The following is a 12,337-nucleotide window of genomic DNA, read 5'->3' on the forward strand; positions in this document are numbered from 1 at the left end:
GCTGCGGGCCGATGCCTTGCGAGCGGATCGGTGGGACCGGGGTTGTCCCGGCCCCGCCCGATACTGGTCGGCAATCAGCCCTCCATCGCGGCCTGAACCGTTGCGTAATAACGGAAGAGGGGACGGACACCCGTCACATCGAGCACCCGCTCCACTTCCCGGCGCGCGGCCACCACACGCAGATCCACTCCGCGCGCGTCGGCGGTCGCCTTGGCCCCGACGAGCGCGGTGGCGCTGCCGATGCTCAGGAACCGAGTCTGGCGAAAGTCGACGACCACGGCATGTGAACTGGAGGTCACCGCCTGATCCAGCGCTAGTACGAACTCTGGATATATGGCGGCATCGAGTTCGCCCTCGATCCGAACGATGGTGCACCTTCGGCGCTCATCGATCCGCGAGGGCATTCGGCCCGGCAGGTCGGGGTTGGACCCGGTGACTCGGGTCTCGGCTTCGACGCCGCGCGAGAGTACGGCAATGGCAGACATGTGACTAGACCTCCCATGTCAGGGGGATGTTCCAGTTCTGGTGCGGAGGTCCACGACCATGAGGGCCGGACGACAGGTTCGGACGAAAGTGAGCCACAGTGCCCCTCGCCCGGTACTCCGCGAACGGTTCCGTACACGAACCGGGTCGGCTGCAGTCTCAACCTCGTCACATTGTGTCACGCCACACGGGATCTGTCACAAATTCATCCGGATCAAGGTCTTCGGCTATGGTTAGCCGAAATCCCTTGCCAATTCGCATAATCGCATTGTCAATCGGCGCTGCTTCCACCCGGAAGGTGCTGGCGCACTTTCTGTTTCACGCTGTGCCGCAGCACGCCCGCAGCGTTCTCGTCACCCCGCAGCATGGCTTTGGCGGTTGCGGTGACCTGCTCGAACGTGGTGTGCGGCGGGATCGGCGGCACATCCGGATCGCACCGGAAATCGAGCACCCAGGGACGATCGTCGGCCAGCGCCCGCTCCCACGCACCGGCCACCTCGTCGGGATCGTCCACATTTGCCGCGCCCAGTCCGAGACCTCGGGCAAACGCCGCGTAATCGACATCCGGAAGGGTTTGGGACGCAGCGAATTTGGGCGAGCCCTCCATACCGCGCATCTCCCAGGTGACCTGATTCAGGTCGTTGTTGTGCAGCACCGCCACCACCAGCCTCGGGTCCTCCCAGTGCTGCCGGTAGCGGGCCACCGTGATGAGTTCGGCCAACCCGTTCATCTGCATCGCCCCATCGCCGACCAGGGCGATGGCGGGTCGGTCGGGATGGGCCCATTTCGCGCCGATGGCATAGGGCACCGCCGAGCCCATGGTGGCCAGGGTGCCCGAGAGCGAGCCGCGCATCCGGCTGCGGAAGCGCAGATGACGGGCGTACCAGTCGGCCGCGGTCCCCGAATCGGCGGTGATGATCGCATTGCCGGGCAGCTGCTCGGAGAGTTCGTGCACGATGCGCATCGGGTTGATGGGGTCGGCCGGGGTCATGGCGTACCGCTCGGCGGTGCGCCACCAACTGCGGGTGTGCTCCTCGATCTCCTCGCGCCAGGTGCGTTCGCGCTTGTAGCGCAGCAGCGGAATCAGTTCGCGCAGCGTGGTTTTGGCGTCACCGACAATATTGAGCTCATAGGGGTAGCGCATGCCGATCCAGGTGCCCGAGCGGTCGATCTGGATGGCGCGCACTTGGTCGAAGTCCGGGAGGAACTGGGTGTAGGGGAAGTTGGAGCCTATGGTCAGCAGAGTGTCGGCCTCGCGCATCATGTGATAGCTGGCGGTGGTGCCGAGCAGGCCGATCGCTCCGGTGACCCACGGTTCGGTATCGGGCAGCACGTCCTTGCCGAGCAGGGCCTTGGCCACGCCCGCGCCGAGCAGTCCGGCCAGTTCGGTGAGTTCGACGGCGCAGCCGCGCGCGCCCTGACCCACCAGCATCGCGACCTTCTCCCCGGAGTTGAGGATATCGGCGGCGCGGGTGAGGCTGTTGCGATCGGGCAGGGTGCGGCCGGTGCTCATCCCGAGGCTCGACGGCACGTGCCGGAAGGTGTGCTCGGGCGGCTCGTATTCGAGGTCGAACACATCGGCCGGGACGATGACGGCGGTGGGCGTGCGTTCGGCCAGCGCCACGCGAATGGCCCGGTCCAGCAGATTCGGCAGCTGTTGCGGCACCACGCACATCTGCACGTAGGCCGAGCAGACATCCTTGAAGGTGGTGAGCAGATCCACCTCCTGCTGATACGACCCACCGAGCGAAGTGCGTTCCGCCTGACCGACTATCGCCACCACCGGCACGTGGTCGAGCTTCGCGTCGTAGAGGCCGTTGAGCAGATGAATCGCCCCCGGACCGCTGGTCGCGGTACACACCCCCAGGCCATCGGAGAACTTCGCGTACCCGACGGCTTCGAAGGCCGCCATCTCCTCGTGGCGGGCCTGGACGAACTCCGGATCGTTGCGGGCCCGCACCCACGCCGCCAACAACCCGTTGATGCCGTCACCCGGATATCCGAAAACCTGGCGAACGCCCCACTCGCGCAGGCGCGCCAGGATCACATCGCCGACCAAATCCGTCACCGTGACCTCCCGAACTCGAAGTTCTCTCGTGCTCGACCTGCCCGGAGGTTGCGGGGGTAAACGGAAATCCGTGAACTAACGCAAGGATTTACGGGTGCGCGGTGTCGGTGGGGGTGCGGCCGCGCACGGCGATATCGAGTTGGGCGGTGCTGATCTGGCGGCCCGCGTTGGACACCGCGGTCACCATGGCGCTGCCGAAGCTGCCGCGGCGGTCGAAGAGGGTGGCGGTGCCGACGGCGATACCGTCCTCGCTGAGATGATTGTCGGCCTCGACGCCGATGTCGAGGCCCTCGGGCAGCCGGGCCAGGGCGAGAGTGAGGTCGGTGTTGATGAAGCCGATGCCCTTGTCGCCCCAGTTGGTGACCAGGCTGGTGGCCTCGCCGACGATGGCGGCGCGGACGAACGGGGTGAGTTCGGCCTCCGCCAGCGCGCGGATGGGTTGCTGCCAGGTGCGTTTGCGGCTGTCGTTCTCGTTGTCGGTCGGTGCGAGCGACCAGGTGTCGGGGTTGGCGTCGCTGCCGAACAGGGGTGGACGGTGCGACATGGTGGAGTCGTCGCGCTGCGGCGGTACGGGCTGCTCCGCGCGCGTCCACAGCGCGCCGGGCGGCTGTTCGGACGGGCGCAGCAGGACCGCGGTGGCGCGGGCCACCGGTTGTCCGTTCTGGAGCACGGAGATATCGGCGACGCGGATGCGCTTGCCGTCGCGGATACGGACGGTCGGGGTGGTGGTGTGCGCGAATCGGGCGGCGCTGAACATGTCCACGGTCAGGCGCACCGGGACGAAACCGTCGGTGGCGTGTTCGAGTTCGAGCTGATGGGCCATCAGGCCGCACAGCGCCGGGCCGACCACCTGCGCCGAGGACCACTGACTGGCCGACCAGCGGGTCGGTTCGAAGCCGGAGTCCACGGATTCGAAGTAGCCGGGGGTCTTGTCGGTCACGGGGTAGCTCCTTGGATCGGTGATCTCTCAGAGCTAGCACGTGGCTGAAACAGGTTTCCACGTGGGGTCTCACCCGGTGCGCCCGGACGGCGTCAGTTGTCGCCCTGCTTGCGCCGCCAGTCCCGCACCGCGTCGCGCACCCGGTCGAAGACCGCCAGGGGCGGACCCATCACGACATTGGCGATGGCGGATTGGCCCGCATTGGGATGCGGGCGGGTGGGGGCGGTGTTCTCGGCGACGCGAACGGCGGTGGCGAGGGCGGCGCGTTCGGACTGCGAGGTCTGCTGCAGCACCTGGCCGAACTCCTCCTTCTCCTCCATCTCCGCGTGCTCGATGACCTTGTGGGCGAAAAGCCGGAAACGCTCGTCGAATTCGCGGTGTTCGACCCCGAGGTCGTAGAGCGCGGCCAACTCCTGTTTGGCCTGCTCCTCCTCGTCGAGCCGGGCGTCGACGATCTCGCTGTCGACGAAGACGCGGCGCGAGGTCGGGTGGACGACCTCCTCCTCGGCGGCCTCGTGTACGGCCAGCAAGCGCACCAGATCCTCGAAGGGCTCCCGCTTGGCCCCGGGTGCGGCGTCCTGCACCTGCTGGAGTAGTTGTTTGATCCGATTGTGTTGCGCCATCAGCAGTTCGACGACGTCCTGTTCCTGTTCGGTGGCCATGGGCCTCACTCCTGTACTGGGGAACGGTTCCATTCCGCGCGTACCCGTGACCCGACCCGTCACACCTGAAAACGGTGTTTCACCTGGAGCGCCCAGGGCATTGCGGGGACATGAAAGTCGCCATGGTCTCCGAGTACGCCAGCCCGCTGGCCGCCGAGGGCGTCGACGCGGGTGGACAACATGTGCACGTCGCCGAATTGTCGGCCGCGCTGGCCCGACACGGCCACGAGGTCACGGTGTACACCCGCCGCGACTCGACCCGCGTTCCGGGTCGCGTGGACACCGCCGAGGGGTACCGGGTCGTCCACGTGCCCGCCGGGCCGCCGCGGCCGCTGCCGAAATCCCAATTGCTGCCCTACATGGGCGATTTCGGGACCTACCTGCACGACGCGTGGGCGGCCGAGACGCCGGATCTGGCGCACGCGCACCATTGGATGTCCGGGCTGGCAGCCGAATTGGCGGCACGATATCTGGGATTCCCTGTGGTGCAGACCTTTCACTCGCTGGGCATCGTGAGCCAGCGCCACCGTGGCCAGGCCGACGACAGTCCACGCGCCCGGGTGCGCTTCGAACGGCTCATCGCGGTGCGCGCCTCGCGGGTCGTAGCGCACTCCTCCGAGGAGGTGTTCGAGCTGACTCGGATGGGTGTGCCGAGGTTTCGAATCTCGTTGGTGCCCTGCGGAGTCGATGTGGACCGCTTCCGACCCGAGGGCGTGACCGAATCCCCGCAGCTGCCGCATCGACTGGTCGCGGTGGGCGATCTGCTGCGGCACAAGGGTTTCGAGATCGGCATCGGCGCGCTGCGGCAGCTGCCCGATACCGAGTTGGTGATCGCGGGCGGCGGTGAGGGTCCCGAGCGGGCGGCCGAGGCGCGGCGCCTGCGTCGGGTGGCGGCCGCGGCCGGGGTGGCCGACCGCGTCCGATTCGTGGGCCGGTTGCCGCGCACCAGGATTCCCGCGCTGCTGCGCTCGGCGAACGTCGTGATCCACACCCCTCGGTACGAGCCCTCCGGCCTGATCCCCTTGGAGGCCATGGCCTGTGGCCGCCCGGTGGTCGCCACCGCCGTGGGCGGCCTGCTCGACATCGTCGTCGACGGGGTCACCGGTCGCCTCGTCGCCTCCCGCGACCCGCGCGCCCTCGCCGACGCCATCCGCCCCCTGCTCCGCGACCCCACCCTCTGCGAGGTCTGGGGCACCGCCGCCCGCCAACGCGCCCACACCCGCTACCACTGGGACCACATCACCGACGACATCCTCCGCACCTACCGCCAAGCCGCCCCCTTACACACCTACGCCACCGCCACCCGCTGACTCCCGCCCCAAGATGCCGCGCGGTTCCTCTCCTCGAGCGCCCGACCCGCCACACGGCGCGGCGCGGACTCCCCTCCTCACACCCGATGCCGCGCCACCCCGTGGCGCGGCATCATCCCCTCTCCGCACAGACGAATTGCCCGGCGATTTCACGCCGGGCAATTCATTCGTCAGTGTGAATTTCGATGCTCTGAAATTACTGTCAGTGTGAAATTACAGTCTGCGTTCCGGGACGACTGGTCTGTCGCGCCGGGGCAGAGTCAGCGATCGCGCTGCTGATGGGCGCGCTGGCGCTGTTCCTCGAACTCGGCCTGAGTCCGTTCCTTCTCGGCCTCCGCCTCCTTTTTCGCCGCTTCGCGCTGCGAATCGGCCCGGTCCTGCTGGGCGCGGCCCTCGTCACGCAAATTCTCATTGCCGAAGACGGTGCCCGCGGCTTCCTTCACTTTGCCCTTGGCGCCCTCGACAGCGCCTTCGGCGCCTTCACGGAATCCACCCTTGTCGTGCTCGGACAAGACATTCACCTCCATGGGTGTCGATCCATCACTGACACTTCGGCGGTACCCGACATACCGGGACCGAAACACCCCCTGGTCGAAACTTATTGCCGCCCTTCACTTTCTGTATCATCACCAACTCCGCGCCGCCGCCGCAGCCACGGATGCACCCCCCACACCCCGATGAACAGCACCGCGAACAGCGTTCCGGCCACCACCGCGGCCGTCCGGCCCGCGACCACATCGAAGATCAACACCGAGACCCCGGTGAGCGCCACCCCCAGCAGCACCAAACCGACCAGATCGAAGGTGTGCGCCGATTCCACCACGTGACGTAAATGGTGACGGCGAAACAGGATCCGATGCGCCGACACCGGCGCCACCAGGAATACCGTTGCCGCGATGGAGGCCGCCACGGTAGTCAGATAGACGACGCGCAACCCGTCCGACATCGCGTCGAATCGGGTTTGAAAAGGCAGGATCAGAAGGAATCCGGTGAGCAATTGCACGCCGGTCTGCACGACGCGGGTCTCCTGGATCAGGCTGTTCCAATTCCGGTCCAGCCTTTGGGTTTCGGTTTCGTGCCGGGCCTCCCAGTTCCATTCGCCGTCCGGGACCATCCCCGCGACTTCGCGCGTTTCGTGCTCGCCCACCTGCTCGCTCCTTCCGTATCGGTGGCGATACCCGCGCGCGACCTACCCAATCACCGCCCCTTCACACCGTTTCACTTCGTGACGACCGGCAACCCCGGTCGTATGACGTCGCTGTGGTTACAAGATTTCCATCCGCAGGCCCGCCCGCCCCTTCGGCCGGGCCTGACCTTCGAGAACGTGGTGGTAGGCGGCGGCCTCGCCGGTCTGGTGACCGCCCTGCTGCTGGCCGAACAGGGCGCCGAGGTCGCGGTGGTCGAGGCCGGACGACTCGGTGGCGGCACCACCGGCCATACGACCGGCAAGGTCAGCCTGCTGCAGGGCACCCGCGCCAGCGAGATCCTCACCGCCCAGGGCGAGCGGGTGCTCTCGGAGTACATGGCCGCCAATCGCGAGGGCCAGCAGTGGCTGCTGCGCTACTGCGCCGAACACGACGTGCCGGTACAGCGGGCCACCGCCTACACCTACGCCCAGAGCGAGCGGACGGTTCCGGTGCTGCGCGCCGAGCTCGACGCCACCCGCAAGGCCGGTCTGCCGACCGCGCTCATCGACCGGCTCGAGGCGCCCTTCCCCAATCACGGCGCGGTACAGCTCGAGGATCAGGCCCAACTCGACGCCATCGACGTGGTGGCGGCGCTGGCACGCGACCTCGACGCGCGCGGCGTGCCGATCTTCGAGGGCACCCGGGTGCGCGGCCTGCACAGCGCGGGCAAGCGCCAGGTGCTGCACACCGAATTCGGCGACCTCACCGCGCACACCGTCGTATTGGCCACCGGCACACCGATTTTCGACCGCGGCGGCTTCTTCGCCCGACTCGAGGCGCAGCGCTCCTACGCCGCGGCGTTCACGGTGCCCGGCGATATTCCGCGCGGTATGTACATCAGCGCCGACAAGCCGACCCGCTCGGTGCGCTACGTCCCCACCGAGCAGGGCGACCTGCTGCTGGTGGGCGGCAGCGGCCACGGCGTCGGCCGCACCCGCTCCGCCGCCGCGCACGCCGACGAGATCGTGCACTGGACGCAGCGGGTGTTCCCCGGCGCGCAGCCGCTCTCACGCTGGTCGGCCCAGGACTACCACCCGATCGGCGAACTCCCCTACGCCGGACCGCTGCTGCCCTGGCAGGACCGTGTCCTGGTCGCCACGGGCTTCTCGAAGTGGGGGCTGACCAATGCCGTCGCCGCGGCGCACGCCCTGGCGGGCCGGATCACCGGCAAGCCGCCGGAGTGGGCCGAGGTCCTCGACAGCTGGCATCCACGTGACCTGTCCGGGACGTTCTCCGCCCTGAAGATCAATACCGCGGTGGCGCTGTATCTTTCGGGCGGCTGGCTGGGCTTCGGCATCCGCGACGCGCTGCGCCGCGACGGCGCGCCCGCCGAGGGACAGGGCCGCGTGGAGCGGCACGGCCTGCAGCCGACCGCGGTGTGCACGGTCGACGGCGAAACCTGCCAGGTCTCCGCGGTCTGCCCGCACCTCGGCGGCATCCTACGCTGGAACGATGCCGAGCGGTCCTGGGACTGCCCGCTGCACGGCTCCCGGTTCACCCACGACGGCCGTCTGCTGGAGGGCCCGGCCACCAGTTCGCTGGCGGTTGTCGACGACGGCGAGAAGCACGATCGAAGCCCCGCCGACCATGATTGACACCGCCGACCCCGGGTACGCCACCAGTATGGTCCTGACCGTCGACCGTATGCTGGACACGCTCACCCGCGTGGTGAACACGCTGCTGGACAACGACATTCCGTTCGCCGTGGCGGGCGGATGCGCGGTGTACGCGCGCGGCGGCCCGGCCACCGATCACGACGTGGACATCTTCGTCAAGCCCGCCGATGCCGAGCGCGCCAGCGCCGCCCTCACGGCCGTGGGCCTGCGGCCGGTGGATCCGCCCGAGGACTGGCTCACCAAGGTCTACGACGGCGACACCCTCGTCGACATCATCTTCCGCCCCAATTACCGCACCGTCACCGACGAGATGCTCGACCGCGCCGCCTGGATGCGGGTGGGCGCGACGGCCGCGCCGGTGGTGAGCGGCACGGATCTGATGGTCGACAAACTCATGGTGCTGGATCCGCACCGCCTGGACTTCACCAAGCTGCTGGCCATCGCCCGCGATCTGCGCGAACAGGTGAACTGGCGGGAGGTGCGCGCGCAGACCGAGATGTCGCCCTATGCGCGGGCCTTCCTGAATCTGCTCGACGATCTGGGCATCAGTCACGACCGAGAGGCCGAATCCATGAACGGCAATCCCAGCGGCGAGAACGTCCTGCCGCAGTATCTCGTCGCCAATCTGCGCCGCGCCTTCGCCGAGGATCCGCGGACCGCCGAACTCGGTGTGCAGGTGACCATTCGGGGCAATGTGGTGGTGCTCAGCGGTGAGGTGGCCAGCGATCAGCGCCGTCAGCAGTTGGAGGCGGTGGTGCACGAGCACGCACCGAAGCTGCGGGTGCACAACGATGTTCGGGTATCGGCCGCCGCCGGTCCCGCCGAGACCGAGGAGTTGAACTGAACACCCACGTTCGCATCGCCGCCGTCGGAGACGTGCATCTGGGCACGGATTCGGTCGGTGCGCTGCGGCCCGCCCTCGAGGAGCTGCCCGCCCGCGCCGATGTGCTCTTGCTGGCCGGTGATCTCACCCGGCACGGCACCGTGGACGAAGCACGGGTGGTGGCGACCGAGTTCAGCGATATCGGGGTGCCGGTGCTCGCGGTGCTCGGCAACCACGATCATCACAGCGATGCCGAGGACGAGATCACCAAACTGCTCACCGACCACGGCATCACCGTGCTCGAAGGGGAGTCGGCCGTGGTCTACGTGCACGGGCACACCGTGGGGGTGGCGGGCACCAAGGGCTTCGGCGGCGGCTTCACCGGCAAGTGCGCGAGCGTCTTCGGTGAGCGACAGATGCGCGAATTCGCCTCGCACACCGTCGATCTCGCACGATCGCTGCACACCGCCATGGCCGAACTCGACACCGATGTGACGGTGGCGCTGACGCACTACTCCCCCGTCACCGACACCCTGCACGGTGAACCGCGCGAGATCTACCCCTTCCTCGGTTCGTACCTGCTCGGCGAGGCCATCGACGACTGCGAGGCCGATCTGGCCCTGCACGGGCACGCGCACGCGGGCACCGAACGCGGCACCACGCCGGGCGGGATCCGAGTGCGCAACGTGGCGCAGCCGGTCATCCGCGCTGCCTTCGCCGTCTACGACATTCATCCGCGATCACGGTAATCACGCAGGCGCGCTGCGGATCTCGCTGTTGTGCAGGAACATCTTCCGGTGCAACCGGTTTCAGCGCCACCCCGCCGGGCATAGCCCGGATATGAGGGACGCCTCAACGGAAACCGAAACGCTGAACGTGCTGGTCTGGCACGTACATCCGTCCTGGACCACCGCTTTCGTCCAGGGCAGGCACACCTATCTGCTGCCGACCGACACCCGGCTCGGCGAGTGGGGGCGGGGTCGCGAAGGCCGACCCTGGCCGGATCGGGCGGTCGAGATCGACCCCGCCGATCTGGCCGAAACCGATGTGGATGTCGTTGTCCTGCAACGGCCCCATGAGCTGGAGCTGACCGCGCGGTGGCTGGACCGCCAGCCCGGCCGGGACGTGCCCGCCGTCTACATCGAGCACGACACCCCGCCCGAACACGCGGCGCTGTCACGACATCCGCTCGCCGACCGCACCGATATACCGCTAGTGCACGTCACCGATTTCAATCGACTGATGTGGGACAACGGGCGCGCGCCGACCCGGGTGATACCGCACGGCGTACGCGATCCCGGCTACCGCTACACCGGCGAATCACCCCGTGCCGCAACGATCATCAACCACCCGTACGCCCGCTGGCGAATCGCTGGCACCGATTTGCTGGGTGGTCTCTGCGACGCCGCGCCCATCGACGTCTTCGGCATCGGAACCGAGGGAATGCACACCGTGCTGCACCGCGAGGCCGAAAGGCTCACCGGCAAAGGCGAACTCGATCAGGACCGCTTGCACGGCGAACTCGGCGCGCGCCGCGTCTACGCGCACACCCCGCGCTGGACCTCCCTGGGGGTCTCGGTCATCGAGGCCATGTACCTCGGCCTGCCGATCGTCGCGCTGGGCACCACCGAGGCCTCGGCCTGCATTCCCGCCGAGGCGGGGGTGGTCTCCACCGATCCGGACATCCTCGCCGAGGCCGTGCGGCAATTCGTGCACGAACCGCTGTTCGCGGAGCTGACCGGCAAATCGGCCCGGCACTGGGCGCAGGCCAACTTCGGCCTGGAGGACTTCCTGCGGCGCTGGGATCGGCTGCTGAGCGAGCAAACGGCCCGGTGAGCGACCTGCGTCACGGCGGGTGATTGGGCGATACCACGCCGGGTATCCGCCCGTTATCAGACGTGTGTCCCATATTGCCCCGCAGGAAGGACCCGATGATGACGCATCGCCCCGTTCCCGACGACGAGTACGCCCCCGACGAGTCCCGCACCATCCGCCCCCATGCCGGGGAGACCCTGGAAGACACCCGCAACTGGCCCGGCTTGGTGCTGCTCGGGATCGGAATCATCGCGGCCGCACTCACTTTGACGGCCGCGGGATACGGATTCATGGGCTGGATGACGATCGGCATCGTGGCCACCGTGCTCTGCCTAGGCATCGGCGCGACGCTGGTCATCCTCGAGCATCGGCGGGTGAAGAAGCTCCAGGGCCGCGACCTGCTCGATCCCGGCGGTCACTGACCGCCCTGGTCGACAGCGCGTGCGCGCCCGGGTGGCCGCCGCGCCGTATCGGCGGCCATCGAGCCTGATTCCGGAGGAGAAGATCATGTCCCAGCCCAGACTCCGAGCCCGCACCGCCGCGGCGGCGACGCTGATGTGCGCCGCCGCCTTCGCGGCCGGATGCTCCGATTCCACCGAGACCACCACACCGGGCAATTCCCTCACCGAATCCGGGCGATCCCCGGTCATCTCCTCGCCCGGCGCGCCCACCGTCTCCGACGAGGCCGCCGAGCAGCTGTGCGACATGATCGCCCCGGAGATCTCCACCTGGCGCGACCAGGGCCCCGCGCTGGGCAAGGTCGCCTTCAACGGCACCGTGCACAACTGGGCCCTGCGCAACAGCGGCGTGAACGCCGCCGTGGCGAACGATCGCGCGGTGGTGGACCAGATCACCACGGCGCAGTGTCCGGACGTACGAGAGGAAGCCATGCGGGTCTTGCAGATCGACAGCCTGGCCGACGGATTGGCGGGATTCTGATGAACACGCACACACGCACCACGCGCACCTTCGGTCACTCGGGGCGCACCCTCGGGGCCGCCGCGGCGGGCGTCATGGCCGCCGCGCTGCTGGCCTCGGGGTGCGGTGAGGCCGAGAAAGCCGTGAACAAGGGCGGTGACACGCCGTGCACCGAATTCGTCCAACAGGACGGAGAAAAGCAGCGCGTAACCGTCCGCAAATTCCTGGAACAAGAACAAAGCACGACCACCGAACCGAGCGCCGACACCGTCGACGCGGCCATAGTCAGCATCAAGCTGATGTGCGAGGCCCAAGCCAATCCCGAAACCCCGATCAAACAGGCTGACCTCACTGGGATTTTCGTACCGAAATAGCGATCTTCGGGCTCGCGCGCAAACCTTTGGCATCCCGAAAAGCCTGCTGCCCCTGCATATTCGAGGTTGCAGATGTACTTGCATCTGTATGTCGCACAGTCATAGACTCACATCTGCAAGGCAAACAGGGGACTTCCAGAG

14 protein-coding genes are annotated in these 12,337 nt (G+C 67.8%); 8 read left to right on the forward strand and 6 right to left on the reverse strand.

Going from position 1 to position 12,337, the window contains the following annotated elements; all coding sequences use genetic code 11:
• Window positions 1-74: 74 nt before the first annotated feature.
• The 4 genes from ACIBH2_RS33075 to ACIBH2_RS33090 form a co-directional block, all read right to left on the reverse strand.
• Window positions 75-485, reverse strand: a complete 411-nt coding sequence (locus ACIBH2_RS33075; protein WP_397124803.1) for an STAS domain-containing protein — start codon at window positions 483-485, stop codon at window positions 75-77.
• A 269-nt stretch (window positions 486-754) separates the two neighbouring features.
• Complete coding sequence (locus ACIBH2_RS33080) at window positions 755-2,551, reverse strand: thiamine pyrophosphate-requiring protein (protein WP_397124805.1); 1,797 nt, start codon at window positions 2,549-2,551, stop codon at window positions 755-757.
• A gap of 88 nt (window positions 2,552-2,639) precedes the next feature.
• Entirely contained in the window at window positions 2,640-3,491 is an 852-nt protein-coding gene (locus ACIBH2_RS33085; RefSeq protein WP_397124807.1) for a thioesterase family protein, read from the reverse strand.
• 92 nt (window positions 3,492-3,583) lie between these two features.
• A complete protein-coding gene (locus ACIBH2_RS33090; RefSeq protein ID WP_397124809.1) occupies window positions 3,584-4,153 on the reverse strand; it encodes a hemerythrin domain-containing protein in 570 nt (189 codons plus the stop codon).
• 110 nt (window positions 4,154-4,263) lie between these two features.
• Here ACIBH2_RS33090 and ACIBH2_RS33095 point away from each other — a divergent pair, with 110 nt between their 5' ends.
• A complete protein-coding gene (locus ACIBH2_RS33095; protein WP_397124811.1) occupies window positions 4,264-5,463 on the forward strand; it encodes a glycosyltransferase in 1,200 nt (399 codons plus the stop codon).
• A 260-nt stretch (window positions 5,464-5,723) separates the two neighbouring features.
• Here the strand turns inward: ACIBH2_RS33095 and ACIBH2_RS33100 are convergent, their stop codons facing one another.
• Window positions 5,724-5,990, reverse strand: coding sequence for a CsbD family protein (locus ACIBH2_RS33100; protein WP_397124813.1), 267 nt, complete (start codon window positions 5,988-5,990; stop codon window positions 5,724-5,726).
• A gap of 71 nt (window positions 5,991-6,061) precedes the next feature.
• Window positions 6,062-6,577, reverse strand: a complete 516-nt coding sequence (locus tag ACIBH2_RS33105) for a DUF6328 family protein (protein ID WP_397124936.1) — start codon at window positions 6,575-6,577, stop codon at window positions 6,062-6,064.
• A gap of 111 nt (window positions 6,578-6,688) precedes the next feature.
• On the opposite strand from ACIBH2_RS33105, the gene ACIBH2_RS33110 reads away from it, so the two are divergent.
• The 7 genes from ACIBH2_RS33110 (at window position 6,689) to ACIBH2_RS33140 (ending at window position 12,196) form a co-directional block, all read left to right on the forward strand.
• Complete coding sequence (locus tag ACIBH2_RS33110) at window positions 6,689-8,245, forward strand: FAD-dependent oxidoreductase (protein WP_397124815.1); 1,557 nt, start codon at window positions 6,689-6,691, stop codon at window positions 8,243-8,245.
• Window positions 8,246-8,279: 34 nt separating this feature from the next.
• Window positions 8,280-9,110, forward strand: coding sequence for a BON domain-containing protein (locus ACIBH2_RS33115; RefSeq protein WP_397124938.1), 831 nt, complete (start codon window positions 8,280-8,282; stop codon window positions 9,108-9,110).
• Window positions 9,107-9,838, forward strand: coding sequence for a metallophosphoesterase (locus ACIBH2_RS33120; RefSeq protein WP_397124940.1), 732 nt, complete (start codon window positions 9,107-9,109; stop codon window positions 9,836-9,838). The genes ACIBH2_RS33115 and ACIBH2_RS33120 overlap by 4 nt, the downstream gene beginning before the upstream one ends.
• A 91-nt stretch (window positions 9,839-9,929) precedes the next feature.
• Entirely contained in the window at window positions 9,930-10,925 is a 996-nt protein-coding gene (locus ACIBH2_RS33125; protein WP_397124817.1) for a glycosyltransferase, read from the forward strand.
• A gap of 98 nt (window positions 10,926-11,023) precedes the next feature.
• Complete coding sequence (locus tag ACIBH2_RS33130; protein ID WP_397124819.1) at window positions 11,024-11,326, forward strand: hypothetical protein; 303 nt, start codon at window positions 11,024-11,026, stop codon at window positions 11,324-11,326.
• A gap of 85 nt (window positions 11,327-11,411) precedes the next feature.
• Window positions 11,412-11,843: a hypothetical protein gene (locus tag ACIBH2_RS33135; protein ID WP_397124821.1), complete on the forward strand. Its 432-nt coding sequence runs from the start codon at window positions 11,412-11,414 to the stop codon at window positions 11,841-11,843.
• Window positions 11,843-12,196: a hypothetical protein gene (locus ACIBH2_RS33140; RefSeq protein ID WP_397124823.1), complete on the forward strand. Its 354-nt coding sequence runs from the start codon at window positions 11,843-11,845 to the stop codon at window positions 12,194-12,196. Before ACIBH2_RS33135 ends, ACIBH2_RS33140 begins: the two co-directional genes overlap by 1 nt.
• The last annotated feature ends 141 nt before the right edge of the window (window positions 12,197-12,337 follow it).

This window comes from Nocardia sp. NPDC050406, assembly GCF_044459025.1.
GTDB lineage: Bacteria > Actinomycetota > Actinomycetes > Mycobacteriales > Mycobacteriaceae > Nocardia.

Bases quoted from the DNA above. Each gene is read 5' to 3' on its own strand.
- ACIBH2_RS33075 (WP_397124803.1), bottom strand. From the start codon at position 485: ATGTCTGCCATTGCCGTACTCTCGCGCGGCGTCGAAGCCGAGACCCGA.
- ACIBH2_RS33090 (WP_397124809.1), bottom strand. From the start codon at position 4,153: ATGGCCACCGAACAGGAACAGGACGTCGTCGAACTGCTGATGGCGCAA.
- ACIBH2_RS33095 (WP_397124811.1), top strand. From the start codon at position 4,264: ATGAAAGTCGCCATGGTCTCCGAGTACGCCAGCCCGCTGGCCGCCGAG.
- ACIBH2_RS33100 (WP_397124813.1), bottom strand. From the start codon at position 5,990: ATGGAGGTGAATGTCTTGTCCGAGCACGACAAGGGTGGATTCCGTGAA.
- ACIBH2_RS33105 (WP_397124936.1), bottom strand. From the start codon at position 6,577: ATGGTCCCGGACGGCGAATGGAACTGGGAGGCCCGGCACGAAACCGAA.
- ACIBH2_RS33125 (WP_397124817.1), top strand. From the start codon at position 9,930: ATGAGGGACGCCTCAACGGAAACCGAAACGCTGAACGTGCTGGTCTGG.
- ACIBH2_RS33130 (WP_397124819.1), top strand. From the start codon at position 11,024: ATGACGCATCGCCCCGTTCCCGACGACGAGTACGCCCCCGACGAGTCC.
- ACIBH2_RS33135 (WP_397124821.1), top strand. From the start codon at position 11,412: ATGTCCCAGCCCAGACTCCGAGCCCGCACCGCCGCGGCGGCGACGCTG.
- ACIBH2_RS33140 (WP_397124823.1), top strand. From the start codon at position 11,843: ATGAACACGCACACACGCACCACGCGCACCTTCGGTCACTCGGGGCGC.